37 protein-coding genes are annotated in these 26,841 nt (G+C 33.0%); 21 read left to right on the top strand and 16 right to left on the bottom strand.

The window, feature by feature from the left end; all coding sequences use genetic code 11:
• Positions 1-314 precede the first annotated feature (314 nt).
• Positions 315-956: a hypothetical protein gene (locus ACVFVN_RS05855; RefSeq protein WP_456234587.1), complete on the top strand. Its 642-nt coding sequence runs from the start codon at positions 315-317 to the stop codon at positions 954-956.
• Between the two features lie 86 nt (positions 957-1,042).
• On the opposite strand, the gene ACVFVN_RS05850 is transcribed toward ACVFVN_RS05855, so the two are convergent.
• Positions 1,043-1,198 (bottom strand): hypothetical protein, encoded by a 156-nt coding sequence (locus tag ACVFVN_RS05850; protein ID WP_456234586.1) that lies wholly within the window; start codon positions 1,196-1,198, stop codon positions 1,043-1,045.
• Between ACVFVN_RS05850 and ACVFVN_RS05845 the strand changes: the two genes are divergently transcribed.
• The 3 genes from ACVFVN_RS05845 to ACVFVN_RS05835 all read left to right on the top strand — a co-directional run bounded on the left by ACVFVN_RS05845 (position 1,189) and on the right by ACVFVN_RS05835 (position 3,412).
• Positions 1,189-1,947 (top strand): hypothetical protein, encoded by a 759-nt coding sequence (locus tag ACVFVN_RS05845; protein ID WP_456234585.1) that lies wholly within the window; start codon positions 1,189-1,191, stop codon positions 1,945-1,947. The two genes, ACVFVN_RS05850 and ACVFVN_RS05845, sit on opposite strands and share 10 nt — an antisense overlap.
• Before the next feature lie 211 nt (positions 1,948-2,158).
• Positions 2,159-2,383 (top strand): hypothetical protein, encoded by a 225-nt coding sequence (locus ACVFVN_RS05840; protein WP_456234584.1) that lies wholly within the window; start codon positions 2,159-2,161, stop codon positions 2,381-2,383.
• 468 nt (positions 2,384-2,851) lie between these two features.
• The gene (locus ACVFVN_RS05835; protein ID WP_456234583.1) at positions 2,852-3,412 is read left to right on the top strand and encodes a hypothetical protein; all 561 of its coding nucleotides are present in this window, start codon (positions 2,852-2,854) and stop codon (positions 3,410-3,412) included.
• Positions 3,413-3,518: 106 nt separating this feature from the next.
• On the opposite strand, the gene ACVFVN_RS05830 is transcribed toward ACVFVN_RS05835, so the two are convergent.
• Complete coding sequence (locus ACVFVN_RS05830) at positions 3,519-4,076, bottom strand: thermonuclease family protein (protein ID WP_456234582.1); 558 nt, start codon at positions 4,074-4,076, stop codon at positions 3,519-3,521.
• A gap of 108 nt (positions 4,077-4,184) precedes the next feature.
• Here ACVFVN_RS05830 and ACVFVN_RS05825 point away from each other — a divergent pair, with 108 nt between their 5' ends.
• The 4 genes from ACVFVN_RS05825 (at position 4,185) to ACVFVN_RS05810 (ending at position 6,095) form a co-directional block, all read left to right on the top strand.
• Positions 4,185-4,988 (top strand): hypothetical protein, encoded by an 804-nt coding sequence (locus ACVFVN_RS05825; protein WP_456234581.1) that lies wholly within the window; start codon positions 4,185-4,187, stop codon positions 4,986-4,988.
• Between the two features lie 101 nt (positions 4,989-5,089).
• Positions 5,090-5,542, top strand: a complete 453-nt coding sequence (locus ACVFVN_RS05820; protein WP_456234580.1) for a DUF5675 family protein — start codon at positions 5,090-5,092, stop codon at positions 5,540-5,542.
• Between the two features lie 12 nt (positions 5,543-5,554).
• Complete coding sequence (locus ACVFVN_RS05815) at positions 5,555-5,821, top strand: hypothetical protein (RefSeq protein ID WP_456234579.1); 267 nt, start codon at positions 5,555-5,557, stop codon at positions 5,819-5,821.
• Positions 5,808-6,095 (top strand): hypothetical protein, encoded by a 288-nt coding sequence (locus ACVFVN_RS05810; protein WP_456234578.1) that lies wholly within the window; start codon positions 5,808-5,810, stop codon positions 6,093-6,095. Before ACVFVN_RS05815 ends, ACVFVN_RS05810 begins: the two co-directional genes overlap by 14 nt.
• A 162-nt stretch (positions 6,096-6,257) precedes the next feature.
• Here ACVFVN_RS05810 and ACVFVN_RS05805 read toward each other — a convergent pair whose 3' ends face one another.
• From ACVFVN_RS05805 to ACVFVN_RS05775, 7 genes are all read right to left on the bottom strand, one after another.
• Complete coding sequence (locus ACVFVN_RS05805) at positions 6,258-6,467, bottom strand: KOW motif-containing protein (RefSeq protein ID WP_456234577.1); 210 nt, start codon at positions 6,465-6,467, stop codon at positions 6,258-6,260.
• A 71-nt stretch (positions 6,468-6,538) separates the two neighbouring features.
• Positions 6,539-6,964: a DUF6943 family protein gene (locus ACVFVN_RS05800; RefSeq protein ID WP_456234576.1), complete on the bottom strand. Its 426-nt coding sequence runs from the start codon at positions 6,962-6,964 to the stop codon at positions 6,539-6,541.
• 1,132 nt (positions 6,965-8,096) lie between these two features.
• Complete coding sequence (locus tag ACVFVN_RS05795) at positions 8,097-8,444, bottom strand: hypothetical protein (protein ID WP_456234575.1); 348 nt, start codon at positions 8,442-8,444, stop codon at positions 8,097-8,099.
• Positions 8,445-8,462: 18 nt separating this feature from the next.
• Positions 8,463-8,927, bottom strand: a complete 465-nt coding sequence (locus ACVFVN_RS05790) for a DUF6428 family protein (protein ID WP_456234574.1) — start codon at positions 8,925-8,927, stop codon at positions 8,463-8,465.
• A gap of 94 nt (positions 8,928-9,021) precedes the next feature.
• On the bottom strand, positions 9,022-9,351 hold the full coding sequence (locus ACVFVN_RS05785; protein ID WP_171622011.1) for an ArsR/SmtB family transcription factor: 330 nt from the start codon (positions 9,349-9,351) through the stop codon (positions 9,022-9,024).
• 310 nt (positions 9,352-9,661) lie between these two features.
• Positions 9,662-10,867, bottom strand: coding sequence for an NAD(P)/FAD-dependent oxidoreductase (locus ACVFVN_RS05780; protein ID WP_456234573.1), 1,206 nt, complete (start codon positions 10,865-10,867; stop codon positions 9,662-9,664).
• An 88-nt stretch (positions 10,868-10,955) separates the two neighbouring features.
• The gene (locus tag ACVFVN_RS05775; RefSeq protein ID WP_456234572.1) at positions 10,956-11,504 is read right to left on the bottom strand and encodes a lipocalin family protein; all 549 of its coding nucleotides are present in this window, start codon (positions 11,502-11,504) and stop codon (positions 10,956-10,958) included.
• 280 nt (positions 11,505-11,784) lie between these two features.
• Here ACVFVN_RS05775 and ACVFVN_RS05770 point away from each other — a divergent pair, with 280 nt between their 5' ends.
• Together ACVFVN_RS05770 and ACVFVN_RS05765 are read left to right on the top strand one after the other, a co-directional pair.
• Positions 11,785-12,810: an SDR family NAD(P)-dependent oxidoreductase gene (locus ACVFVN_RS05770; RefSeq protein ID WP_456234571.1), complete on the top strand. Its 1,026-nt coding sequence runs from the start codon at positions 11,785-11,787 to the stop codon at positions 12,808-12,810.
• A gap of 161 nt (positions 12,811-12,971) precedes the next feature.
• Complete coding sequence (locus ACVFVN_RS05765) at positions 12,972-13,523, top strand: ferritin (protein WP_456234570.1); 552 nt, start codon at positions 12,972-12,974, stop codon at positions 13,521-13,523.
• 147 nt (positions 13,524-13,670) lie between these two features.
• On the opposite strand, the gene ACVFVN_RS05760 is transcribed toward ACVFVN_RS05765, so the two are convergent.
• Positions 13,671-13,967 (bottom strand): MGMT family protein, encoded by a 297-nt coding sequence (locus ACVFVN_RS05760; protein ID WP_165131004.1) that lies wholly within the window; start codon positions 13,965-13,967, stop codon positions 13,671-13,673.
• A 387-nt stretch (positions 13,968-14,354) separates the two neighbouring features.
• On the opposite strand from ACVFVN_RS05760, the gene ACVFVN_RS05755 reads away from it, so the two are divergent.
• From ACVFVN_RS05755 to lgt, 8 genes are all read left to right on the top strand, one after another.
• The gene (locus ACVFVN_RS05755; protein ID WP_165131002.1) at positions 14,355-14,690 is read left to right on the top strand and encodes a PadR family transcriptional regulator; all 336 of its coding nucleotides are present in this window, start codon (positions 14,355-14,357) and stop codon (positions 14,688-14,690) included.
• 6 nt (positions 14,691-14,696) lie between these two features.
• Positions 14,697-16,433, top strand: coding sequence for a PspC domain-containing protein (locus ACVFVN_RS05750; RefSeq protein WP_456234569.1), 1,737 nt, complete (start codon positions 14,697-14,699; stop codon positions 16,431-16,433).
• A gap of 334 nt (positions 16,434-16,767) precedes the next feature.
• Positions 16,768-17,334, top strand: coding sequence for a 1-acyl-sn-glycerol-3-phosphate acyltransferase (locus ACVFVN_RS05745; protein WP_165130998.1), 567 nt, complete (start codon positions 16,768-16,770; stop codon positions 17,332-17,334).
• Between the two features lie 14 nt (positions 17,335-17,348).
• Complete coding sequence (locus ACVFVN_RS05740) at positions 17,349-17,771, top strand: PaaI family thioesterase (protein WP_165130996.1); 423 nt, start codon at positions 17,349-17,351, stop codon at positions 17,769-17,771.
• A 2-nt stretch (positions 17,772-17,773) separates the two neighbouring features.
• On the top strand, positions 17,774-18,754 hold the full coding sequence (locus tag ACVFVN_RS05735) for a chorismate-binding protein (protein WP_456234568.1): 981 nt from the start codon (positions 17,774-17,776) through the stop codon (positions 18,752-18,754).
• Complete coding sequence (locus ACVFVN_RS05730) at positions 18,755-19,396, top strand: alpha-ketoglutarate-dependent dioxygenase AlkB family protein (protein WP_456234567.1); 642 nt, start codon at positions 18,755-18,757, stop codon at positions 19,394-19,396. It begins immediately after the preceding gene.
• A gap of 32 nt (positions 19,397-19,428) precedes the next feature.
• Positions 19,429-19,668, top strand: a complete 240-nt coding sequence (yidD, locus tag ACVFVN_RS05725) for a membrane protein insertion efficiency factor YidD (RefSeq protein WP_165130994.1) — start codon at positions 19,429-19,431, stop codon at positions 19,666-19,668.
• A 449-nt stretch (positions 19,669-20,117) separates the two neighbouring features.
• Positions 20,118-20,945: a prolipoprotein diacylglyceryl transferase gene (gene lgt / locus ACVFVN_RS05720; RefSeq protein ID WP_165137470.1), complete on the top strand. Its 828-nt coding sequence runs from the start codon at positions 20,118-20,120 to the stop codon at positions 20,943-20,945.
• Positions 20,946-21,079: 134 nt separating this feature from the next.
• Here the strand turns inward: lgt and ACVFVN_RS05715 are convergent, their stop codons facing one another.
• From ACVFVN_RS05715 to ACVFVN_RS05690, 6 genes are all read right to left on the bottom strand, one after another.
• The gene (locus ACVFVN_RS05715; RefSeq protein ID WP_456234566.1) at positions 21,080-21,361 is read right to left on the bottom strand and encodes a putative quinol monooxygenase; all 282 of its coding nucleotides are present in this window, start codon (positions 21,359-21,361) and stop codon (positions 21,080-21,082) included.
• A 451-nt stretch (positions 21,362-21,812) separates the two neighbouring features.
• Entirely contained in the window at positions 21,813-23,120 is a 1,308-nt protein-coding gene (locus ACVFVN_RS05710; protein WP_456234565.1) for a hypothetical protein, read from the bottom strand.
• Complete coding sequence (locus ACVFVN_RS05705) at positions 23,107-23,397, bottom strand: hypothetical protein (RefSeq protein WP_456234564.1); 291 nt, start codon at positions 23,395-23,397, stop codon at positions 23,107-23,109. Before ACVFVN_RS05705 ends, ACVFVN_RS05710 begins: the two co-directional genes overlap by 14 nt.
• A 19-nt stretch (positions 23,398-23,416) precedes the next feature.
• Positions 23,417-23,965, bottom strand: coding sequence for a hypothetical protein (locus ACVFVN_RS05700; protein WP_456234563.1), 549 nt, complete (start codon positions 23,963-23,965; stop codon positions 23,417-23,419).
• 11 nt (positions 23,966-23,976) lie between these two features.
• Complete coding sequence (locus ACVFVN_RS05695; protein WP_456234562.1) at positions 23,977-24,453, bottom strand: hypothetical protein; 477 nt, start codon at positions 24,451-24,453, stop codon at positions 23,977-23,979.
• A 26-nt stretch (positions 24,454-24,479) separates the two neighbouring features.
• Complete coding sequence (locus tag ACVFVN_RS05690; RefSeq protein WP_456234561.1) at positions 24,480-25,280, bottom strand: S24 family peptidase; 801 nt, start codon at positions 25,278-25,280, stop codon at positions 24,480-24,482.
• 193 nt (positions 25,281-25,473) lie between these two features.
• Between ACVFVN_RS05690 and ACVFVN_RS05685 the strand changes: the two genes are divergently transcribed.
• From ACVFVN_RS05685 to ACVFVN_RS05675, 3 genes are all read left to right on the top strand, one after another.
• Positions 25,474-25,680 carry a hypothetical protein gene (locus tag ACVFVN_RS05685; RefSeq protein WP_456234560.1) on the top strand — a complete coding sequence of 69 codons (207 nt, stop codon included), beginning with the start codon at positions 25,474-25,476 and terminating at the stop codon, positions 25,678-25,680.
• Positions 25,681-25,803: 123 nt separating this feature from the next.
• Positions 25,804-26,148: a response regulator transcription factor gene (locus tag ACVFVN_RS05680; protein ID WP_456234559.1), complete on the top strand. Its 345-nt coding sequence runs from the start codon at positions 25,804-25,806 to the stop codon at positions 26,146-26,148.
• Between the two features lie 360 nt (positions 26,149-26,508).
• Positions 26,509-26,823, top strand: a complete 315-nt coding sequence (locus tag ACVFVN_RS05675; RefSeq protein WP_456234558.1) for a DUF3853 family protein — start codon at positions 26,509-26,511, stop codon at positions 26,821-26,823.
• Positions 26,824-26,841 lie beyond the last annotated feature (18 nt).

The following is a 26,841-nucleotide window of genomic DNA, read 5'->3' as shown; positions in this document are numbered from 1 at the left end:
AGTTTCGTTTTATTCTTTTGATTTGTTTGTGATTTAATTGCTCATAATTTTTTAGAACTATTTTTCAGCGTTGAAAAGTTCTCATTTTCTACTGCGCGTAACAGTGTATTGGCAAAATGCGGGGTTTAAGGGTAAATTGAACTACTCCACTTTTTTATCCGCCGCTGCTTTTCATATTGTTTTTTTTCTTAATTTAGACAATCTGAAAAAGCATCGGCTTCGCTCAGTCTGAATTGAACTTTCAGTTAAATCCAGCCCGCACTTCGCCAATACTTTTTCGTTAGCTGTAATTTTTATCCAACTGCACATAATAAATGAAATTATTACTTTCTCAAAAAAATAGATTTTTCGAAATAATCCAAGATTATGAAGAAATTTCACCAAACCAATTTGAAATATTTGAATATCCTGATTTTATTGAAATAAAATTCCAAAATTCTGACTTCAGATTTTTGTTTAGTGAAAGAGATATAAATTTTTATATAAAAATAAATATTATTCCTGGGGAAAATGAATTCCAAGAATTATTTACTACAAAAGATTGGAATGGTATTTACTCTATTTTTGAAAATTGGATCAATTATGTTATTCGTGAAAATTCAGAAGTTGATTTATGGTCAAGATTTAAAATTATAATAAATGATTTGGATTATAAAAATGAAAGTGATGATAAAAAATTTAATGTAAAAGAATTTATTGAATTAAAAGAAAAAATGAATTTGATATATTCTAAAATTAACACATTAGACATTCTGCCTGAAAATCAAAAAATCATTATTGAAAAACTTGAAAATATAACAGAATTAGCTATTGATTTGAATAAATTCGATTGGTTCAATTTATTTATTGGCACATTAATAAGTATAATAATTCAGCTTCAAGTAAATAAAGAAAATGCAAATTTATTATGGGAATTTATAAAAAATACTTTCAAAATAGCGTTAATTGAAAATTAAAAAACTACAGCTAACATTGTATTGGCAAAATGCGGGGGAAAATGTAAAAGTTGAACTACTCTACTTTTTTAGCCGCCGCTATTTTTTCATTCCACTAATTTTTTGTAAGTTCGTTTCATGGAAAAAATATCGGCTACGTCCGAACTTCCTTGAACTTTCAGTTCTTCGAAAGCCCGCACTTCGCCAATACTTTTTCCGTTAGCTGTAATTGTCCAAAATACTGCCCTATTAAATGAAGACATTTTTGATTTTTACTTTTTTTCTCCTTTTTGATTTAGGATTTGGTCAAAATAAAGAACTTATTGAAACAGATAAATATAATGTTGAAAGAATAATAACAGCATTTAAGAACAAAAATATTAAAGAAATTTCTTCTTTTTTTGAATATCCATTATATAGAGATTATCCAATTCCAAAAATCAAGAATCAAAAGGAGTTTATCTCAAGATTTGAACAAATATTTGATAACAATTTAATACAAAAAATAACAACTTCAAAAATAGAAGATTGGAATGAAATCGGTTGGAGAGGAATTGCTCTAAAAAATGGAATTATTTGGATTAATTCTGAAGGAAAAATATTCGCAATTAATTATCAAACTAATTTTGAAGAAAAATTAAAATATAATTTAATCAAAGAAGATAAAAAAAATATTTATTCTTCATTAAAAGATTTTGAAAATCCTACATATAAAATAAAAACTGAAAAATATCGCATAAGAATAGACGAATTAAAAAACGGAAAATATAGGTATACTTCTTGGAAATCTTCAAAATCCGAATCTTCGAAACCAGATTTAATTTTGAACAATGGATTATTAGAATTTCAAGGTAGCGGTGGAAATCATGTAATTATTTTCAAGAATAATGATTATACTTATAAGATTTTTCGAAATATTATTAGAACTGAAAATGATTCTGATATAAGTTTGATAATTGAGAAAAACAACAATGAAGTTCTAAATGAAAATGGAGATTTGATTATAAATTAAAACAACTACAGCTAACATTGTATTGGCAAAATGCGGGTTTTAAGACTAAATTGAACTACTTTACTTTTTTAGCCGCCAATATTTTCCAATTCCACATTTTTGTTTAACTTAGTTCCATTGAAAAAATATTGGCTACGATTGGTCTGAACTTGAACTTTCGTTCAAATTAAGCCCGCACTTCGCCAATACTTTTTCCGTTATCTGCAATCTTATGAAACAGCAACACGTAGAGATAATTGAACTTATATCTGAATTTTTGAAAAAATATCCTAATCAAAGATTTGGACAAGCTTTATTTAATTTAGCAGTAAATGAATTTAAAAATGATGCTGAAAATGAATTTCAACTTCGTGATATTTATAATGATTCAGACGATGAAATTTTGATGAGAATAAAGAAGCAAATAGAAACACATTTTAATGAATTAAAGAACTAAAAAAGTTAATGATTTGGAAATTAAATTTCACTAAAATTTGTTTGTTTGCAATAATCTTATTTCCAATTGGTTTTGGATTAAACTTTCTTGCTTGGACCGTAAGTTTACCTTATTCACTAAATACAATTTTTCTAGTTGTAGGTGTATTTTCAATGTATTTAAGTCCAATTATTTTAATTATTGCTCTAATACTTGGCTTCATTAAAACAAATTTGAATAATAAAGACTGCAGATAACATAGGTTTTGCAAAATGCGGGGTTTAAGTCAAAGTTGAACTTCTACTCCATTTATTCCGCAAATTGCTTTTCATATTGTTTTTTTACTTAATTTAGACAATCTGAAAAAGCATTTGCTTCGTTTCTGAATTCTTGAACTTTTGGTTCTTCGAATTCCCGCACTTCGCAAAGCCTTTTTCCGTTAGGCGATATTTTATGAAAACCACGTCAATAAAACAAATTTTGGTAATTTTGATAATATTAAATTTATTTGCTTGTAAACAAATGAATAGAGTTCCAAATGCAATAAATTCAAGCGATGTCAAAATTTACGAAACAAATTTCATGACTAACAAAATCAAAACTTCTGAAATTCCAAAAATTGAGAAAAAAAGCAATGGAATTAAATATTTAAAACCTATAAACAATTATCTTTCTAAAGATTATTTCCCTGATTTAGATAAATATGATTTCGCACAACCTATAATTTATCAAAGAGATACACTAAATCTCAATACTGAAATTTCATATTATTTCACGAAAAATGACAACATTGTTCGTTTGATTGAATATAGTTGGAATACAAATTGGAAAATAAAAAATCAAAATCCATTTATTGATGATTTGTATTCTCTTAACAATTCATTTATTGCGAAAAAAATGAAACAAAATAGTAAAGAAGAATTCCAAAAATTCGATAATGGTTGGAGAAAAAGTAAAAATTGGGAAAATCAAAAAATAAATATATACAGCTTTATTTTAGGTTCTGATAATGAAGGTTATAGAACAAGAGTTATAGTTCGTCAGAAATAAAAAACATCGCCTAACATTGTATTATATAAAGTCTATATAAGTTGTCCTTTATTCATGGTACTTTCTGACTTTCTTGTATTAAAAAGTACAGCATAAGTACAACAAATTAAAAAACATCGATGAATAGGTAGATTCCGAGCTTTTGTTGTTTGGCTTGAAATCCTAAAGTCTGATAAATAGGAAGTTTCTCACAGAAATACTCATGGCTGGCTTTTGCGTAGCCATTTTTTATGAGTTCTTCATTCAAGCATTTACCATTCGGAAGGATCACATACGCCAATTGTCTTTTCCAGAAGTCTACTCTATTTTTGGGTTCTGTTAAGATTGTGATCCTTGTACCGACAGGTGCAAGGTTCAAAACAAAATCTAAACTCATCAGTCCATATTGCAGCAGCATTGAAGCAGGAACGTGGCTCTTGGCTTCATCCTCTTTCATTTTTCGGCTTATTCTCACTTCGGGGGCATCTAATCCATACAGTCTGATTTCCTTGCTTATTTGTCCGTATTCTTGCTTGACAATTAAACTATCGCCATCCAATACTCTTTCAATTATTAAATGAGTTTCTACTTGGATGTCTTTCATCAAGAAATAATTTTCTTGTTCCAGAGTGCTAAGGCTACTCTCTTTTTCTGTACCATTTGGTATAATTACGTTGTATTTCATTGGTTTACAGCATTTTAACTATTGTATTTATAAAGATAATTCAAGAAATTTATATCTGTCTAGACAACAGTGTTTTTCAGTCTTTTTTAATATTTAAAATTTACAATCATGGCAAGACAAAAAGGTCTTATGAAATACGTCGGAACCATCGGCGATGTAAGACATTTCAAAATCAAAGGGCAAGAAGGTTTTTTCGCTGGTATGGTCGGTGGACCCACTGCAGAACAAGTAAAATCTGCTCCAGAGTTCGAAAGAACAAGAGAAAATATGAACGAGTTTGGAGGTTGTGCGAAAGTTGGGAAATCGCTTCGTACGGCTTTATCTGCGTTAATGGGGAAATTTACTGATCCTCAAGTTACAGGTCGTTTAACTTCTATTATGAAAAAAATCAATTTGGAAGACGGAACGGAAGCCAGAGGCTATCGTAAAGTAGAGGTTTCTACTCAAAGAAATTACTTGGAAGGATTCGAGTTTAATAAGAATCTTTCTATTAGTGGTATTTTCAATGCTCCTTACGATGTTACCCATACTGCAGGAAGGGATTCTTCGGATTTTGTAATTGCACCGTTTAATCCAGCTGATTTGATTTCGGCTCCTTCGGGTTCTACTCACTTCCGTTTAATTAATGCTTTAGCAGTTTTATCAGATTTTTCATACAATCCTGTTACGGGAAGTTATGAAGCTGATGATATCGCTAATAACGAGTTAACGGTTATTGAATACTCGGCTTACATTCCTTTGAATGCAGCTTATGCAGGTTCTACCATTACGGCAGAATTGCCTGGTCCTCCAACATTGGGGGCTAATGTTTCGGTAGTTCAGTGTATCGGAATTGAGTTTTTCCAAGAAGTCAACGGTAATTATTATCCTTTTGCTTCGGGTAACTGTCTCAAAGTGGAGGAAGTTTTTTAAACGTGTCATTCGCAAAGCCTTCCCACGTTGGGAAGGCTTTTTTTATAATAGATTTTCAGATTCAAGAAACAAGATTCAAGACAACCAAAAAATCAGCAGAAATGAAAACAAAAATAATTAGAGTGGCTCAAGGCAAACAATCCACCCTCTCTCACTTGTATATTGATGGGATTTTCCAATGCTTTTTGTTGGAAGATAAAATACGTGAAATCAAAATCATGAAGCAAACGGCAATACCTACGGGTGAATTTTATTTAACCCTCAACACTTGGGGCGGTAAAAATAAAGACTACGCCAATAAATTCCCGTTAATGCATAAAGGAATGATCGAGATTGATGGTTTACCTACGTTTGAAGCGGTGTACATCCATATTGGAAACACGATTACTCAAACTGCAGGTTGTCCACTTTGTGGATTGAGTTATATTAAAAAAGATGGTGATTATCAAGTTCTGCAAAGTACAGATGCTTACCAATTGATTTATCCAAAACTTTTTGTTATTGCTCAAAGCAAGGATAAAACGATCATCATCGAAAACAATTTTCAATTTTAAATACTCTTTATTATGGGATCTTCATCAGAAATCAATATTCTATTCGGTTCTATATCCAGTTTATTATTGGCAGTCGTAGCTTATTTTATTCGGCAGCTTCACTCCGATTTTAAGAATATGGAAAAAGACATTTCCGAAGTTAAAACAATGGCTTTGCTTATTAAAACAGAATTCAAAAACTCTCACGATTTACTCAATCAGAAAGTTGAATACTTAGAGCAACGCATCAACAAAATAGAACTTAACCTTTTAAAAAATCCAGATCATGAAAAAAAATAATTTCAATATCGTTAGCAGAATTCAAGAACCAACTCCAAAATGGTTTAAAATTATACGTTCAACCGGCTTAATCCTTTCGGCGGTGGGTGGTGTTTTAGTTGCTGCTCCGGTAGCGTTGCCAGCTACTTTAATTACTATTGGAGGCTACTTACTACTTGGTGGAACTCTCGCCAGCGCTTTATCACAAACGGCTATCAGCTCCGAAGAATTCGGTAAAAATTCAGAAAAATCCTCTGAAAATCAAACTGTAAATTCAGATCCAGAATCTAAATAGCTTCTAAATTCTATCAATTAACTTCTTTTTAGCTCAGTATTACACTGGGCTTTTTTATATTGCTTCTACTCTATTCCTTTGCTTTCACTCCGTTATATAGAAGGGTTGAGTATATAGCTTTTATCTGCTGCTTAAAGTGGGTTTAAAGTAAAATCTAGTAAACTAATCTTTCTTTTGAAGATTCTTAGCTAAAGTTTTAAAACGTACACCATCAGATTTTGTAATTGTTACAGTCAAATGTCCCGTTTTACTTACGTTCAAATCTCCTACTACTCCTTCTTTACCTTTATGAGTTCCTGCAATTACTAAACAATAATCACCTGCTTTTATAGGACTATAGCTTATTAAGGGATCAATATAATCATTCTTCATTTCGATTAATTTTAAAGCTCTAATTTATACTATTTTCAAAGAACAGTCCCCGATGTGGGGACTTTATAAAATTAGATTTGAAAATAATACTTTCGGACTAGAACAGAACGAAGTTCTGAAAGTGTTTGAAGTTGCTTTGTAAACTTCTGCTCCAGCTGATAAACGGCTTTAATGTCGGATAGGATTTTCTCGTTTTGCTCCATCTTTTCAAGGCTTGGAATAATGAAATTTTGCATCACTTTTTTGAGTTCAAAAAGGCGAAGCATCAAAATGACAGAACCACACAAATACGGATGGAAAAAGCCGTTTTTCCAAAGGGTGTAAAAGGTCCAGTATAGGTTTTGAAGTTGGTTTTGATCCTTGCAGTACAGGATAAAGCAGTTGGGGCAAGGTTCAAAAAGGGGCTTTCCTGCGTTTTGCCCTCTTGACAAAATAAATAGTGCATTTTCAGGGTTACCTTTTGCTGGGTTGTACGTGCGTACTTTGAAATTTTCCATAGGTCGGGATTTAAAATTTTGGGCTCCTGGGAAAATTTTTCAAAAGAAAACGAAGAAAAAAACCGAAAAAAAAAGAAAAAAAGAAAGCCCCTTTTAAAGGGGGCGAGGCGTGGTGTCAAGGTTTTTTGGGAAAAATTTTGCCGAAGGTCGGCTTCCAATTACTAACTATAATACTGCTGAATAAATTCTAATAGAATTACTACAAAAATTTTCGCAAAAACACGTAGTGCTTGACCTTTATACCACTTGGCGGCTGGATTCGGGAGCCCCCTAACTTGCTTTGCTTTTTTTATTTTTTGGCCGTTGTACGGCTGACAAATAGTCAAAGAATGCTGCTTAAATTTGAAGGACTACTTCTTCAACCATTGTCTAAAAAGGTGTGGGAAGTGGCTTGGCAAAGAATGGTGAGCGAGGGGAAAGGCAGGGGTATGCTGTAGATGGGAATTGCTTTGGCGGCATACTCCTGTGTGCGGTGACGAAACGGTATGGATATGCTTGCATAACCATATTGTGAAGGAACTGGAGAACGTGGGATTTAGTAAAGGGAAGAAAAGGCAAAAACGGGTAAACAAGCTCGCAAAAAAAATGATGCTTTTCAAATAGGTCAATGATGATAAAATTTCAATTGTAAACGATTATTGATAAGCGGTGGGAAAGATAGCGGTATGACTGACTGACGGAAGCAGCTTGGTGGTGGCATCTTCAGACCGAAGCAAAAATGAGCTGAAAGTATTTACCTATAAAACTATTCCATTTTTGGTATGGGCTGAAAATATTGCTTAGGAAAAAGCTGCTGTAGGAAGAAAGGAATACGGCTATGCGCTTAAGTGAAAGGGACTGGGTACCGGAACTATTTTTTCTTTCTTTTTAAAATAGTTTCAGGTACGAAGTGACTGTAACGATTGGAAAAGGACTACTCTATCTGCATCCTATTTGTGCAACCTATAAATTGGGTGGGTGGGTTAAAAAGCGTTGGCCAGGAAAGGCAGTGGAAGGCTATGCCTGAAACGAGGAGAAGCATTTAACATAATCTCAAATTATAGGCGCACCTTGTTGGCAGTTGCTGTACTGGAGCTTTAGCGGAAGAGAAGCAATCTCCGAAGCAATAATAGGCCGCGCATTTTCATCAAACTTAATAGCATAAATTGGATTGTTTCTTTCCGCTATTTTTTAGAATTTGAAAACCTTGCTGACTTAATATTTCTGCGACTTTTGGAAATAAAGCCGTTTCTTCTGTACCACCCGAATAACAGATTACATTGGATATATTAAAATGTGCGGCTGCAACTTGAGCCCAAATTTGTGCAAAATGGCTTATACGCGAATTGTGGGTGCAAATGAAATTGAGATTTATTATTTCGCTTTCCTCCAATTTTTGCTGTATATAATCCACCAAAGGCTGTAAAACAGCCTTTCTTTCCGTAGATATTGCATCAAATACTTGAAATTTTATTATGTTCTCTTTTAACAATGGAAACATGAGTATTGGTTTACATTCTTAGCAACAACCCGAATTAGGTGTACAACAAGACGATTGAATTTCTGCTAATTTAATTTTCGGTTTTGCACTTGGAATTCCGCACGCATCTTCGGCTAAACATGCCGTTGTTTTGTTTTTTAAAACAAAAGATTTTCCGTTAAAATCTAAATCAAATTTCCCTATCGTTTCGGCTTGATACTCTACTTCAATTTCAGCATCTTCGATCCCAAGTTTTTCCTCGGATAGTTTGATGATGTTTAACAGTTTACCTGGTTTTAGACGATGTTCGTAATCATCTGCATTCCATAACTGAAAGTTAACTACTTTTTCGTTACGAATGGTTCCGCCACAATCGATAAAGTTTTTTGTAATTTGACCAACTTCTGTTACGTGAAAGTGTTCGGGAACAAAAGTCCCATTTTCTAATTGAAATTCAACATTCTCTAATGTTGGTAGAATTTCTTTAATTTGTTCAAGTGTCATAGCTTATTATTTATAATTTGACTTGTTATGATTAATATTCATATACTTTTACCATTATCGCAATATTACGATGATAATTAATATAAAAAAAGTATTAACAGCATTGTTTAATGTGAACATCTTGTTTGAAAAATGCAATCAAATCGTTTTGAACATCATTCCAAACTTTTTCATCAATACAATAGCAGACAGACTTTCCTTCGATAGTACCTTGAATAATTCCAAGTGTTTTGAGCTCTTTCAAATGCTGAGAAATCGTTGCTTGTGCCAAGCCTAATTCATCAACCAAATCATTGCAAATACACGCTTTCTGATTGATAATGTATTGTAAAATAGCAATACGTGCCGGATTTCCAAATACTTTGAACATGAGCGCTAATCTATTTTGTTCGTCTGTAAATATTTCTGATTTTGTAGTTCCCATAGATTAATTTCGTATCGCAATATTACGATATATTTGTTTGATGACAAAATAATTTAAGCTTTCAAGACAATGTTTCTTATGATAAAAAAATTAACATCTTAGGAAGATAATCTAAAAATTAAACATCATCAATATACTTAAAGACATCACTAACTTCTAAAAAATTATGCAAGGAAAATACATTCATTTCCCTTTCTTATTTAATTTAAAATAGTTAATTAACGTTCTTTTCACCAACTATAATCTATTTCATCAATAAAATAAATTTAGATAAAAATGAAATCCGAAACACAACAAAACAAGTTTTTTTTTATCTTCCAAAAGCAAAATAGGTCGCTAAAGGATGTTTTTTATTTTTTAGCCAATAGGATAGCATTTCCATTCCCACTACCGAAAAAGTGATGCCATTGCCACCAAATCCTAAAACAAAATAGGCATTTTTATAATCCTTGTGAGTTCCAATATAAGGCAGTCCATCTTTGGTGGAACCAAAAGTTCCAGACCATGCGAAATCTTCCCTAAAAATAAAAGACGGAAAGTTTTTATGAAACTTTTTATTCAGAATTTTAGCTTTTTTGTTTAGTAGCTGATCTCTTAATTGAGGATTGTAAAAGTCTTCATCTTCGCCACCTATCAGCATTCGGTGATCGTCCGTCGTGCGCAAATACAAATACGGATTTGCAGTATTCCAGATAAGAAGGTCTTGGTAAGCTTTGGTTAATTCTTCATCCACCTCGGAAATAATTGCATAAGTACTCAACAGATTCACAAATTTTTCTTTAATCAAATTGGTACTTTCATAGCCTGTACAAAAAACCACTTTCTTAGCAATGATATTTGCTCCCGTATTTAATTTTATATGAGTTTTTTTCTTTATTGATTGTATAGCAATCATTTCTGTTTTGTCATAAACTTCTAAACCTTTTTTAAGATTATAATCCAAAAGCTCATGCACCAATTGAAAAGCATCCACACTTCCCCCCTGCTCGGAGAGAATTCCGCCGTGGGAAGTTGGTATTTTAAATCGTTTGTCGATTTCTTTCTCGTCTAACCACTTTACAGAAAAACCAGCTTTCTTTCGAGCTTCAAATTCTTTCTTAAGCCATTGTTTATCTTTTTTGAACGCCGCAAAATACAGAGATTTCTTCTTTCTAAAACCTGCTTTAGAATGGATTTCCTGACAAATATTTTGCAACAAATCGATCGATTCAGCGCAGGCTTTGTAGCAATTGACCGCCGATTTTTCGCCGATTATTTCCGAAAGTTGATACAGCGGAATATCAATTTCATATTGAAGCATAGATGTGGTAGCAGAAGAACTTCCGTGTGCGATTTCGCGTTTGTCAATCAATATTGTTCGATAACCTTCTTTGATGCATTGGTGCGCCATAAGACTTCCTGTTATTCCACCTCCTATTATCAACACATCACAAGATTTATCCTCGTGAAGTGATGGATAAGAATGGATGATTCCATTTTTCACCAGCCAAAATGCTTCATTAGATTTTAAATCCATAGCTGTTGTTTATATTAAAAATTCTAATTTAGAAAGAAAAAAAAGTCCCATCAAAATTCGCGACAGGTCCTAAAAAATGATATTTTTATTAATCTTGCTGAGTCCACACCAGTTTGCTCACGTCGTAACCATGTTTTTTGGCGAATTCTAAATAGGCTTGTTTGGTGGCCTCTGGAAGATTTTTGCTTCGGGACAGCATCCAAATATAGTCGGTGCTTTCTCCAAACACTAAAGCCGATTGGTAATCTGGATCCAACATTACGACATTATATTCTGCGTAAAATGGTCCAAAAAAAGAGACTTTCAGAGCTGCGGATTTTTCAGAATCTGCAAATTTTGCTTTTCCCGTGGCTTCTTCCCATTTGTTTTTCACATAATTATAACCTTTGTTGACGACTTTTATTTTGCCATCTTCTCGTTTAGAATAATTTGCGGTAACATTTTTGAGATCTTTTTCATATTTAAAATCCAGTCTTGCAATTTCGTACCATTGCCCCAAGTATTTTTCTGAATCAAAGTTTTGTACGACTTTCACTTTAGAACTCATTTTGTTACTGCTGGAGCAAGCCAATAATCCATACATCAATCCAAATCCTATCAAAGCAGCAAGCGGATATTTAAGATTTTTTCGTTTCATGATATTCTGTATTTAAAGATTAGAAATTCATCTTAGAATTTTTAATTTTATCTTCTTTATTCTTGATGATTTTGAGGTAATTATCGAAAACCAAGCCAAAAATAAAGATTCAAGTGATAGCATTTACCTTAATTTTATTTAATTCACTTTAAACCGCCTATAATAAGTGTTTTCAGAAAAATAAACAGATATATCTATATTCTTAATATTATTTAAGGCATAATACTTGTTTTAATTCAAAAACATCATTGAGAAAAAATCAATTAATATACAATAAAAAATGGAAAATGATCTTACAAATAACCAAGCCCACATTAGCAAAACAGCGGTAATCACTGGAGCCTCTAGTGGTGTAGGCTTGGCTACAGCGCAACTATTTGCAAAAAAAGGCTACAATTTGATACTTGCTTCGCGAGGACTTCCTGCTTTAGAAAAAGCGGCTGAAGAATGTCGAAGGCTAGGTGCAAAAGTAATTGTTAAATCCACAGATATGTCCATTGCAAAAGAGGTTAAAACATTGGTACAAGTGGGACTAGATGAATTTGGGAAAATAGACATTTGGGTTAATAATGCTGGCGTTATGGCGAGTGGAAAATTTGAGGAAATTCCTTTAGAAATTAATGAGCAAGTCATCAAGACCAATCTTATGGGATATATGCTCGGGGCATATTATATTTTGCCCGTTTTTAAAGAACAAAAACAAGGTATTCTTATTAATAACGTTTCTATTGGTGGTTACATGCCAGCGCCTTACAGCTCGGTTTATTCCGCCACAAAATTCGGAATAAAAGGTTTGATGAGCGGTTTACAAAGTGAATACAGTAATGAAAAAAACATCCATATTTGTAATATTTATCCTCAAATTCAACAATCAACAGGAAATATGCATTCTGCGAAATATTCAGGTTTAGATTTTAAAATTCCACCTTTTGCTGCCGACCCCAAAGACACTGCAAAAGTCATTTATGAGCTGACAAAAAAGCCTCAAAATGATAAATTTCCAGGGCTTATGTCTTATGCTTTAAAAACTATTTATGGGCTTTTTCCGCACAGCATCAGCAATATTGCCACAACAGCTTTAAGAATGATGATGAAAAATGACCATTCCGAAGATACATCAGGAAATATCTTGCAGGCGTCGGGAGAACCCCATCAAATATATGGAGAAACTAGTTTTCCCGTTCCTTCAAAAACAAGCAAAAATATTATTTCTGCAGGATTAGCAATTGGCATTGGTGTGTTGATCTGGAAAAGCATTAATCATAAAAACAACAAGCCGAAAAAAAGTCTCAAATATGCGCTATAAGAATTTATGGCATTAAAAAGAATATAGGTATCCGTTATCTATATTAATGAAAAATTTGTTTTTCTAAAACTGAAAAATATTGTAATCATAAATAAGACATAAAAGAGTCTAACTTCTGGAATCGTTTTTGATACTAAAACACCAATAAATACAACAAAATCATGGATACAAAAAGAATTTCATCAAAACTAGAACAAGCCTTAAGCGCTCAAATGAATGTAGAAGATTTACAATCTCATGTCTATCTTAGCTACGGTATTTGGGCAACGGATAAAGGCTATAACGGCATTGGAAATTTCCTTTTTCGTCATGCCCAAGAAGAACGCAACCATGCCATAAAATTCATGGAATATATCCTAAACCGTGGCGGAAAGCCTAAAGTAGAAGCTTTGCCTGCGCCAGGAAAAGATCCTAAAAATCTAGCAGACTGTTTCAATTTGGTTTTCAAACATGAAGTGGAGAATACAGAAAAAATCTACGCATTAGTCGATTTAGCTTTTGCAGAAAAAGACTGGGCCACATGGAATTTTCTGCAATGGTTTGTAAAAGAGCAAATTGAAGAAGAAAGTTTAGCAATGGACCTTATTGATAAGTTGAATATCGCTGGAGGTGACCAAGCGACGGACGAATCCTTGTTCACATTAGATCAAACTTTAGCTAAAATGCCTGACGAAGCCGAAATGGCAAGAAATGCAACGGCCGAAAATCCTTAATGTAATCATTATTTGCTGTAAAATACATTAAAATATTACCAGTAAATTATCTTAAAGAAATTCTAGATTGTGGAAGTTGCTGACCGCCAAAAGCTATTTCAAATAGTAACAATATTTTGCTATAAAACTTGGATATAATACCTATGCTCAGATCTCGTCCAAAGGGTTCCAAAATAGATTTTTGAAATTTTTAACTCTGTTATTTTCCACGAGAATATCTTCCCCTTCTAGTATTTCTTTAAACCCAACGACTGATAGATGTCCACAACTTGCAACCACACGATGTGCAGGGACATCTTTGGGACAATTGCCCATTACTTTTCCAACCTGGCGCGCATGATTCGGAAAGCCCATCGCTTTTGCAATACTTCCATAGGTGGTAACCCGACCTTTGGGAATTAGTTTTGTAATTTCATAAACCTGATTTTTGAAAAGCTCGTTCATTGGAATTAATATTTAATAAAGATAAAAATTATAAAGCTTATTTGGCCACCACTCTGCTACAAAATCACCTGTTATAATCTCTAACTCTTAACTCTTAATTCGTAACGTTTTTTCTAGCCTTGATTGAGCGGCGTGTCTGAGCTCGTTACAAAAAGTAAAGACTTAGCATTTTGGCTTTGTAACAGCGAGTAGCGAAAGCAGGTTCCTGGCTTATAAAAATATTTAAAACTGATAATCAACAAGTTAAATACTATATTTGAAATTATTTACTACTTTGTATTGCATAATACCAAACTAAATACATATCTTTGCTATGTAATATTACTTAAAGTGCGAAAAGTCCATTTGACTTTTAAGAGAATTTGATCTATTAAATACCAAAAAATAATGAATACAGAGAATACAAAAGCGCAAATGCGTAAAGGAATTCTGGAATTCTGTATTTTAAGTTTGATCCAAAGTCGCGAAATGTATGTTTCTGATCTTATGGACGAACTGAAAAAAGGAAAGTTGGACGTGGTGGAAGGTACACTCTACCCGCTTCTGACAAGACTAAAAAATGCTGAATTCCTTACTTATCGTTGGGAAGAATCCACAAGTGGTCCCCCACGGAAATACTATCAAATAACAGAAAAAGGAAGCCTATTCCTAAAGGAACTACAATCGACTTGGAATGAGCTGACAGAATCGGTTAATCAAATAACCAAAAACTCACAAATCTAAGAAACTATGAACAAGACATTATCAATAGCATTAGCAGGATTTTCCTTCATCATTGATGAGCATGCTTATATAAAACTTAGCGACTATCTTAGCGCTTTGCGTAGTTCTCTAGACGCAGAAGAGGCTGATGAAGTGATGCACGATATCGAGATCAGAATGGTTGAAATCTTTAAAGAAAGCCTCAGCAAAAGAGACGTTATCAACGATACAGATGTAGAAAAAGTAATTGCGCAAATCGGTACGCCAGAGCAAATCGATGAGCAAGAAGAAGCCTATTACTCAGAAAGTAGACAAGATACAAAAAGAACTTCTAAAGCATCTTTTGCCAACCGAAACAATGGACAAAGACAACTTTTCCGTGATCCAGGACAACAAAAGATTGCGGGTGTCTGTGCTGGTTTAGCAGAATATTTTGGACTAGATGTGACATGGATGCGTCTTATTTGGGTAGGTACTTTTATTCTACTTTGGGTAGCGCCAGGATCTTCGTTTTTAGTGGTTGTACTTTATGGTATTCTTTGGGCGGTACTTCCGAAAGCAGAATCGGCTTCAGATTATTTAAAATTAAAAGGTAAAGCGCTTAATTTTGATAACTTGAAAGAAGAATCCAACAAGATTATTCAGTTTGCCAATGATTCTACACAACGAGTTGGAGAAATCTATAACTCGAACAAGCAAAATATCAACAACGCAGGAAGTAGCTTTTGGAATGTGATGAAGTATATCATCGGTATATTCGCTATCCTTTGCACAGCGGGCTGCTTTATAGGCATGTTTGCTATGTTTGCAGCGTTCAATTCTGGACAGTTTAATGTAGGAGACAATTTGTCGTTCTATCTACAGGAAAACAACTTGCATTATCTAATGCTGGCTTTGGCAGGAATACCAGTTTTGATGTGTGCAATTGGATTTTTATTGTTATCAATCAAAATCTTTGCACCAAAATCAAAGTTTAACTACGTATGGCCATTCATGGGATTATTAGGAATTATTTGGTTAGCCGTAATCGGTATATTTTCTTACAGTGCCATTTCTGTAGAAAGTCAGTACGAAGGACATAATGAGGAGACAGAAAACATCTCTATCAACACAACATCTGATAGCATCTATGTGGGAAGCAAAAATGTAGCAATTCCACAACAATTCAAAAGTTATTGGGGACGCATCTACTCCGACAAAAAAAGCATCTACAAACAAGATTATCCAAGTCTTGAAGTTGTGAAAAGAGCAGATGTTAAAACACCTTACCTGATAATTAACAAAGACGGCGAAGGTTACAACAGCCCACTTAGGATGTCGGTTCCGGTAGAAGTGGTTGGGAACAAAATTTCACTTCCAAATTATTTTTCCTATCCTTACGACTATCGTTTCAGAAATTACAGAGTAGATTACGAATTGGTAATTCCGTCGCGCATGACTGTTATAAAAGAGCATGGTAACGGGGTAAGCTTCCGCGGCGATATTAATGACGATTCGGATGACACGACCGACAAAATGGATTTTGATTATGACAACTATTCTAAAGGAATGAGCATCGAAAAGAATAGAATCAAAATCAATGGCAGTACTATAGAATATAACTCAAACGATGAAAATTTCATCAAAATAAATGGTAAAAAATACCCAATAGACAGCGCTGAGAATGTTTTGGATAGACTTAAAATCGATAGAAACGAGTTGAAAGATCTTGACATCAACATCAAAAAGGGGAACAACGAAGTGAAAATTAAAGCAAGCAAATAATTTTCATTAATCCATTCGAAACGCCCATTGTAATTAAATTTAAGACTTTTTTAACTTAGATAAAATTACCAGTCTGAAAATAATTATTAAATTTGCTAAACATTAAAAACAATTATCATGATCCAGATCGTCATCGAGTTTGCTATCACAATTGTAGATTTTATATCAAACTTATTCTAAAACATTAGAATCAATAAGACATTCCGTGGATTTTAGCTTTTAGAATATACGGAAATAAAATAAATATTCCAATCAAAAATTAAAGCTAAATTTGTGTAGCTTTGTAAAGTATAGCCATTATGGTTATACTTTTTTTTATCATAAATAAAGACTTATGAAAAAACTTATTGGTAGTTTGATGCTTAAAATAATGGGATGGAAAATCCATCTTGATGGAGATGTCAATAACCTCGATCGTTGTATTTTAGTTGTGGCACCGCACACCCATAATCTTGAATATATTTTAGGAAACTTCGCCTATTGGAAATTACAAAAACCCCTGAAGGTCATCATAAAAGACGCCCATACAAAAGCTTGGTATGGCTTTGTAGTAAAAGCTTTAGGAGGTATTGGTATCGACCGCACTCAAAAAAACAATTTGGTGCAATTCGTTGCTGATTTGTTCAAAAAAGAAAGTTTCAGTTTGGTTATCACCCCAGAAGGTACACGATCTCGCGTGGAAAAATGGCGCAAAGGTTTTTACCATATGGCATTGGAGGCCAAAGTGCCTATTGTTATTGCAACAGGAGATTTCGCAACCAACACCATGTATTTGGGTTATAAAATAAGTTATGAAGATTTGGTAAATCGCCCTTACGAAGACGTGATGGAAGAAATCCAAAACTATTTGAAAAAAATCACCCCAAGAGTTCCAGAAAATTGGAATCCTCAAATTTATTAATCAGAGATTTAGAAATGGATCAAGCAACGAAAGAAGCTAAACTAAAGCACCTTAACGATTGGTGCAAGCATACAATATTAGAAGTTTTAGAAATTACTTTTACAGATATTACCGAGGACAGCCTAACGGCAACAATGCCTGTAACCTGGAAGGTACATCAACCGATGGGACTTATGCATGGCGGTGCAAGTTGTGTATTAGCAGAAAGCCTTGGCTCTACCCTTTCCGTAACCGCTTTGGATACAGAAAAATATTATTGTGTAGGGACTAATATCAACAGCAATCACCTGAAAAGCGCTACCAAAGGCATCGTAACTGGTACAGCGAGATTTGTCAGAAAAGGCGCAACTTTGCATTATTCTGAAATCGAAATCCGTAATGAAAAAGGCGACCTACTCAACCATACAACAATGACAAACATCGTCATTCGCAAATAGTCATGTTATATTTCCGATTTCCAGAAAGTGAAACTTTTTTTACCACAGACGATGATTCTTCTGCGGTAAACATAAGTTTTATAAGTTTTGATCGTAAAAAAGAATTGGACTTCAAAGGTAATCTCATTCCAATTTCTAGCGAACAAATTGCTCAAGAAGAATACATTCCGAAATCTAAAAAAGAACGTATCGAGCTTTATAAAGATACCGAGGATTCTTATTCTCGAAAAGTCCAACAAGCTATCGACTACATTACGACCAATCAGCTACGTAAGTTGGTTATTTCTCGTGGAAAAATTTTGATGTACACCGATATTTCGCATGATAAAAAGTTATCTCTGGGAAAAAGCTTTCTTCAGTTTTCCAAAAATTACCCCAATGCATTTTGCTATCTTTTTGAGAAAGATGGACAATGTTGGATGGGCGGGTTTTCGGAAGTTTTAGGAAAATATAATAAAAAGACCAATGCCTTCGAAACCATGAGCCTCGCAGGAACTATGCCTGTGGACGAAGCCTGGACCGAAAAAGAAATTGAAGAACAAAAACCTGTTACAGATTATGTACAATCTGTTCTGAAACGCTTTGCAGTTGACATTAGCATATCAAAAGTTCAGGATCATATTTCCGGAAATATCAAACATTTAAGAACCGATTTCAAAGCCACCGTTTATCCGCAAGATCTAGAAAACTTAATTAAAGAACTTCATCCCACGCCTGCTGTATGTGGCTTCCCAAAAGATGTTTGCATGCAAGGCATTAAGATTATTGAGTTTAATAGCCGCGAGTTTTATTCAGGTTTTATAAAAGTGGAAACCGAAGAAGAAATCTATTATTTCGTAAATCTTCGTTGTGCAGAATTTTTCAAAAGTTATGCAATTCTGTATGTTGGCGGCGGTATTACAGAAAAAAGTGATCCCCAAAAAGAATGGACGGAAACCGAATTAAAATCTTTAGCCATACAACATAATCTCGTTTTCGAATAGATGTTTTTATTTCCAGAATTTATTAATCCTACAAAGAATATTCTGCCTTTTGATGGTTGTGTTCTATATTATGGAAAAATATTTTCAACAGAAGAAACTTTAGAATTTTATTCGAAATTGTTAAATGATATTTCGTGGCAACATGATGAAGCTTTAATCTTCGGAAAACTCATCACGACCAAACGTAAAGTCGCTTGGTACGGCGATGATACCTATCCCTATACTTATTCTAAAAGGACAAAAATTGCGAAACAATGGACGCCCGAGCTTTTAGAAATTAAAAAAAATATCGAAAAAATCAGTCAAGAAAGTTTTAATTCTTGTTTATTAAATCTTTATCATGACGGCGCCGAAGGCATGGCTTGGCACAGCGATGCCGAACGCGAAATGAAAAAAAATGCTGCCATTGCTTCGGTAAGTTTTGGGGCAGAACGCAAATTTTCTTTTAAGCATAAAACTTCTGGCGAAACAGTTTCCTTGACTTTAGAATCTGGAAGTCTTTTAATCATGAAAGATGAGACACAGCAACATTGGCTACATCGCCTTCCGCCTTCCAAAAAAATTGCAACGCCACGCATTAACTTAACTTTCCGAACTTATGTTAGCGAATCTTTAACAGCAAAAAATCAGGAAATAAAATAAAAATCCTCTATTTTTGTAGCTTTAACAATAGAATGATAAACAAAATTTTGACTTTTCCGTTGGTTGTTTTGATCAAGTTTTATCAACTTGCGATTTCGCCTTGGTTGGGAAAAAATTGTCGTTATGAGCCAACCTGCTCCCATTACACCGTTGAGGCTTTGCAAGTACACGGTCTTTTTAAAGGAAGCTGGCTAGCTATAAAACGAATCATGAGTTGTCATCCTTGGGGCGGGGAAGGCTACGATCCTGTTCCGCCAAAACACAAACATTAAATTAAATCTAAATGCAACAGAAATTTTTAAGCTTTTATTTAACCATCTTAGTTGGATTTTTCCAAATCTTCTCAGCACAAAATCCAGATTTTAAAACGAGTGCTGCAGAACTTAACATCCAGGGAAAGAATGTTCCTGTCGAAGTTTTCGCAACAGTTAACGGCAACAAATTCAGTCAGTTTTCTTTTGAAGCACCTGCAAAAAATACTTTGGTTATTGTTAACAAAGACAATATCGAACCTGTCAGCGCAGATTACGAAAACTTTATTCTTTCAACAATTCAGAATTATAAATCAAAAAATTATCAGTTTTTAGATAAGGATTTGAAATTATTGGCAGATCCGACAACAATTACAGATGTACAAACGATAAAATATTTGTATCACGCCAACAATGCTGTAGATACTATTAAACCTACAGATTATGTAAAATTAAATTCAACATACAACATTTGGGATCCCAACACAGGCATCCATCTAGGACCATTTACCTTACATTATTATAGTTTGATGTTTGTGTTTGCATTTGGATTTGGATATATTTTAATGAAAAAAATCTTCAAAATCGATAATGTTGACGAGAAGTTTTTGGATCCCTTATTTACTTGGACCCTTGTAGGGACAATTCTTGGTGCAAGATTAGGACATGTTATTTTTTATCAGCCAGAACTTTTTAAAGAAGATTTTCTAAGTGTTTTCTTACCAATTTCTACAAAAGGCGGACTACATTTCACAGGATTTTCGGGACTTGCAAGTCATGGCGCAACCATTGCTTTGATTTTCACGACTTTGTATTACAGCTTCAAAATCATTAAAAAGAATCCGTTTTGGGTATATGACCGTCTAGGCATTGTTGTTGCTTTGGGTGGTGCTTTTGTGAGAATGGGGAACTTTTTCAACTCCGAAATTATCGGAAAACCAGTTGATCCCACTTCGCCATTCGCTATTTTGTTCCCACAACAAAGTTCAGAATATGGCGTAACAATTCCGCGTTATCCCACGCAATTATTTGAAGCAATTGGTTATGTTTTACTATTTGTCTTGTTATGGTTTTTGTACAGAAAAACAGACAAAAAATACCAGCAAGGTTGGCTGTTTGGATTATTCTTCATCATACTTTGGGCGATAAGATTCTTTGTTGAATTTTTAAAAGAACCACAAGGTGACGAGTTTATCCAGTTTGCAGGACTTAACACGGGACAAATATTAAGTATTCCTTTTATGCTAGCTGGATTTGTCATCATGATTTATTCTAAAAATTGGAAACTTGAGAAATAAGTTTGTCGAAGTATTATTTTGATAAATCTAAAAAAAAGACTAGGCTTTTCGGCTTAGTCTTTTTTATATAGTTGCTAAAAATTTAGTTACACGAAATAAGGTGAAACGCTCAACTTTAAAAATTAAATAATGTATTAAAATTCTTTTTCGACTTTCCAAAATGAAATTTCTGGCCGCCGCGCAAGAAAGTTTCTAGAATCTAGAATAAACTTTTGCAGATGACTGGTTTGCAAATGTTTGGAATTGTAATACGCTACATCATTCCACTCTTCGTAAAGCAAAATATTGCTTTTATCTTTTGAATCTATATGAAGTTTAATCTTCACAAAATGGGGTTCTATCTTTACACTTTCCATGAGATCCGATAAAGCAGAAAGCGTTTCTTTTTCTTTTGATGGCTGCGTTTTATATTTCACCAAAACAACAATATTTTTCGAATGGTCGATTTCGTTCTTATCGCTTGAGCTACAACTTAAAAAATAAAGCAGAGAGCATAAGAACTGATTTTATAAATAATCTGTTATTAGTTTCCATGTTTTCAAGTTTTTATTTTACTAATCAAATGTACGGACAATTTTCATGGCTTGTACAGATTGGTATTTTAAAATAAACATCTTGAATTTTACAAGTATTTTACAGATAATTTCAATACTAATTCTTAAAATATTTAGAAAAAAGAAATAAAAAAAGCCCCATAAACAGGGCTTTTTGTGACCGCAGAAGGATTCACAGTATTGTTTCGTAGCATTTCGTAAAAATACATTAACGTCTAAAAAGCGAATAATAAAAGGCTTTTACAACAAATAAACAACTGTATGTTTTCGTGCAAAATTGTAATAATTCAAATTTGTGTACTCAAAAGTGCACCTATAAATCTATATTAAGCGTATCGAACTTTAACATTTCAGATTTTTTCTGATTTTCCATAACTGCAATATACGGTTTCATGGTTTCATAATCTTTATGTCCAGTATATTTCATGATGACCGTTTCGGGAATTCCTAAATAAATAGCAACAACAACAAATGTTCTCCTGCCAATATGTGTGCTCATGTGTGCCCAGAATGGATCAATATCTTCAAATCTTTTATTGCCAATAAAGTAAACTGTACTAACTAAATTATTAAAGTTTAAAATTTGTCCAATTGTTTTCAAATGCTCATTAGTATTTTGTTGCGAAATAACAGGAAGAGCTAGCCCATTTGGAAGATCTATATTTGCATACTTATTCAGTATTGATCTTGAATACTCATTTAAGTGAATATTCAATTTGTCAACTGTCTTAGCTGTAACTGTTGAAAATGACTCAACTGCAACATGTGCTTTTTTTAGTTTTGCAACATCTGAAAAGCGTAATGATGAAAAGCAACAAAAGGCAATAACATCCCTTACCTGCTCCAAGTGTACTTCGTCTTTGGAAAATTTATGATTATAAAATTTTATTAATTTATCTATCGGAAAATATATTATTTCATTTAATTGAGTTGATATCCCTTTAAATTTAGGTCGAAAGCTATCATGTAGGTCGCCATTATAATACTTACATTTATGTGCCCATCGTAGAAATGCTTTAAAATCCTTAATGTTTTTATCGACTGTAATGTTTTTGTGAGGTGGTTGCTCTTTAATTTTACCATTCTTTAGTAAAATTTTTGGTTCAGTTTGGAAATATTTTATTGCTCCAATTAAATCTGATTCAGTCAATCGTGCTAAATCTAAATTTGAATTATAAAACTTAAAATGATTCCTAATCTTATTATGCTTTTTGATATTTCCAAGAGTCCAACTATCCCGAACACTTACGGTAGATATATACTCTTCATAAATATCTTGAACTAAAAATTTATCTTCAAAATCTTTTGGAAGTTTTCGTTTGTATCGATTGTCAAAATTGTTTTTTAATTCTTTAGGACTTGGATATCGTCTTTCGGTATAATCATAATCTTTGAAGATGTCATCAATTATATTTTCGATTTCATTGAGTTCAGAGTTTTGATAAGATTTTTTATTCTTTGATCGTTGAAGCTCTTTTGACCAATCTTCTTTTGTAACATAAATGCTAGTGTAAATATGTGGTCTTTGACCGGCATAAGATACATATACTATAATTGAATAATCCCCTGGAGTAGTTCGACTCTCTTTATTAAGATAAAAATTAACTTTATACTTTAACATAATTGTCCGAATACTTCATATCCCCTTCTCCTAGGACTATCCATTCTAGGGATATTCCGTAATATTTTCTTAAAAAATATACCACATTAAAATCTACCTTGTTAGCTTGAGAAATGTTAGCTTCATAATATCCAGATCTTTGTTTATACATTTTCGCTTGATTGACGTTATGTTTTTTGCAAAAGTCGCTAACGCCTGTAATTTCTTTTGTCGCGATTAGGTATTCAATAGCTTCAAATATTCGATTAAGGATTTCTTTTGTTGGAAGGTCGGTCATAGGAAGGGATTTGTGATTATTACCAGTCAGAATTTTGATTAATTATAGATTTGGTTATATTTTCGACCATTTTATTTGGTAGATTTTGTAAACCTTCAAAGGTTTGCTTTTTTATCGAAACTTTTCCGTTGTTATTAAAAACAGCTTTTATTAGCATATTACCGCCAGTTAAATTTAATACATTGTTATCTGGCAAAGTAAGTTTTTGAAAAAATGGCTTAATCATTATTTTTCCATCTTTGAAATTAAATTCATATCTAATATTAGCTTCTCCTAAGCTTTGCTCTATACCTAGAATTTTAACATATCCTGTAGTTGACTCTACATCAATTACTATCTGATCTGGCTCAATCTCATTATAAGAACCTTGTTTTACACCTTTAAAAGTTGAATTTATATAAGATTTTACCGACTTGAATAAATCTAATTTATTTTTTTCTTTTGCTTCAATTATTATATAATTTTTTTCAGGATCTGTAGCGTTTTTAAAATTATCTGTCGTTAAAGTGAATTGGGAAAAAAGCAAAACACAATTTAATAATGCGCTTAATAATAATAGTTTTTTCATAGTTTATAAGTTTATATTGAAGAACAGGTTTTCATAGAATAAAATACTACAATTATGGAGGCTATTAGTATAATGAATGACACAATTCCTCCACCTGTATTTAATTGCTCTTCTCTCTTTTCTTTCAAAGGGCCTTCTTTAGCAGATAAATGAAGAGTTCCACTAAATGAAGAGTATATATTACCTGCAGCTTCTATAACTAAATTTTTGGCTTCAGTTTTCATTATTTCAGGAATATCAGCATCGTCGATAAAGAAGTTAACTAAAATATTACTATTAGCATCTTCACATTTAATACAAATAGAAATACCATCATAAAACGGCACCTTTGTAACGGTCAACATAACACTTTTGTTTATCTCATCAATTTCGCCTAATTTATATTCTTCTGGAAAGCTTTTTACTATTTCTATTATAGATTTTTGAAAATCAATCCAATTTTTTCCTTTGTATTCTCTCGAATAGATTTGATAAGTGCAATTTTTCATAGTTATTATATTTGCTTATTATATTTTTAATTCTCTATATCTCTTACTGGAGGCCTAAATGCAACTATTTTTCTAAAAATATAAAAACCATAAACTTCCTCAAGCGGAATATTATAATCTTTAAATTCTGGATTGTAAGAATGGCATCTAACATAGCCTAACTCCGTATTATGCTCAACAATTTGCTTCAATGCCTGCCCTTCCTTTGCGTCAATAACAAATAGATTTCCACGAATAGGAAGCTTGTCACCATTATCCAAATAATATCTTCTAACTAATATTTTTGCACCTTCTGGGATTGAATATGTTGAGCCATCATCCATAGAAGGACCATCTACCCTAACAACAAGATATTCTCCTTTTTCATATTCACGCGGCACTAGCATTGTTTTTCTAGGTGCTTTTTCATCGGTTCTATTGAGTGGTCCAGCTGCAACTGAAAGATCCCTATATTCCACCTCCATGTAATTATCACTATCTACTTGAGTGACGGTATCTTTTAAATTATTATAAATCTCAGACTCTTCCATCATTACACCGTCTTTATTTTTGGCATAGTTTGCATTTAGCGATTTACCACCTAGTTGGTTTCGCATTATCTCATCCTTTGTCAAAAGCATTTCGCCTTCTCCTGAAATTAACCATTCGTAATTAACATCATTATAAACAGATACAATAAGTTTAGCCAGTTTAGAGCTTAATCCATTTTTTCCATTTAGAACATTATAAATTATATCTGCTCTTTTATATCCTAAACTTTCAGCAAATGATTTTGGATTCATCTGCTTGCTAATAATCAACCTTTCTAAGTAATGGGTATGCATCATTTTTTATAACTGAAAATCAATTAGTTAGATAATAAACTTGTATTTTATTGTATATTATTGTGTTTTACGGATAAGTTCTTGTATATTTGTACAAGAAAATACAAGCTATTACATTTTTACTACCTTATTCTTAAACAAAGATAGTAAAAGTGTTTAAAAGGTGTGTAATAAGAATTTATTAAAAATTTGAGATATGGAAAATACTAAGATTGATGTGATTACAGTGCGTGGAATTATGAAACTGTACAATGTCAGCCGATCTACGGTCTATAACAAATACCGACCAAAATTAGATCCTATACCTACTAAAGACCAAAAAGTCTACTTCGATTATGAAGAGGTAAAGAAAATTCACGAAAAATTAAAAAACGGAACTGAGAATTTTAACGTAATCGCTTAAACACAACAATATGGAATTAACAATTTTCAACAAAACAGAAAATCAAAAAATGAGCAGTAGAGAAATTGCTCAGCTAACAGGCAAAGGGCAAGTTTACTTTGTAAATAAATTTTTAGCAACGCCATGAATCTCGACGCTAATCTCTCAAAAAGAGAACTAGAGGTTGCTGAAATGATAGCTTTTAGCACCGACAGAAAGAAAGCCGCCGAAAGGCTATTTATATCAGAAGGCACTTTGTCAGCGCACAGTTACAGAATCTATGAAAAGCTGGGGATCAATAAGCAGGCAGAATTAGTAATCTGGTGGATGGTGAGGAAATTAGGAGTAAGAAAAGACCAAATACCTTATTTCAAATTAATCCCAATTATGATAATCTGTATCGGCTTGTTATCCGAAAGAGAAATGATTTGCCGCCGCAGAATGCGTAGTGACCGAATGGAAAGAACTGAACTGAAAATAGCTGCATAATATGGAAAAATTCATCAAAACAGCCGCTAAAGTAGAAATTGAGAGTAGTAAAAAAATACAACAAAATCCAAAATACAACTAATATGAAACTAAAACACTTTATAAATATTGTTCTGATTATTCAAATAGTTTGGATTCTCGCAATTTCAGAAACGCAAAATGTAAAACTTCTATCATGGACTATGTTCTTTCTAGGAATTACATTTTTTGCAAGGGTAAATCACAAGGCAATAGTTCAATTTTTTCAAGAAAAAGACCCAGTATGAGAACCATTGCAAAACTATTAGGCGTAAAAATAACCTTTACAGACCTAATTACCCACGAAACAAAATATTGGTTTAACGGAAAACTTTATTAACGATGCAACATGATATTTTAGAAAAACCTTTAGGAGAGGTTACAGTGAATGAGCTTTTGCAAATATTCTTATTTAAAAAGCCACAGATAGAAGAATTACCATTACCAGAGCCAATACAGGAAGAAATACCAAATGTTGATGCGTTCGATTATGGCCTTGCTGGATTGGGAAGAATATTAGGATGCGGTAAAACTACTGCGCAAAAAATAAAAAACAGTGGTTATCTCGATGCGGCAATCACACACGCTGGAAGATCAATAAAGGTTCACAAAGAAAAAGCTATGGAGCTATATCACAATAATAAACATAGAATTTAAAAATCAAAAAATCCCTTC

The sequence above is a fragment of the Soonwooa purpurea genome, assembly GCF_053891095.1.
This window is presented reverse-complemented; position numbering and strand designations above follow the sequence as displayed.